This window comes from Bergeyella anatis, from assembly GCF_036016955.1.
Classification (GTDB): Bacteria; Bacteroidota; Bacteroidia; order Flavobacteriales; family Weeksellaceae; genus JAYWXI01.
In genome coordinates this window covers 1-307 of record NZ_JAYWXI010000193.1, presented here as the reverse complement: position 1 = coordinate 307, position 307 = coordinate 1, and the positions used below count along the sequence as shown (strand labels likewise).

At 40.7% G+C, this 307-nt stretch carries 1 pseudogene; it reads left to right on the top strand.

From position 1 onward, the window contains the following. Positions 1-307, top strand: a pseudogene (locus VQ048_RS13135) (conjugative transposon protein TraM); the annotation flags it as partial.

Genomic DNA, 307 nt, shown 5'->3' with positions numbered 1-307 from the left:
CCAGCTTAAAAAACAACTGACGGCTCCCAAGCCCCAAGACCCTTTGGAAACCCAAATGAAACTTATGGAGCGTTCCTATCAACTGGCGAACAAATACAGTTTACAACAAGACAAACCAGAAATTTCCGATGAAACCTCTGAAACAAAAGCCAACGACAATGCCTATATAGGGAGTGATAAAGAAGCTCATATTACACCCGTATATAGCGTTTCTAATAAGGTCGTCAGCCAACTTCCAAGAGCCTTATCCGATGAGAAATCATTGGAAAATTGGGTACAACAAAACCAAAGAGGTTTTCATTCTATG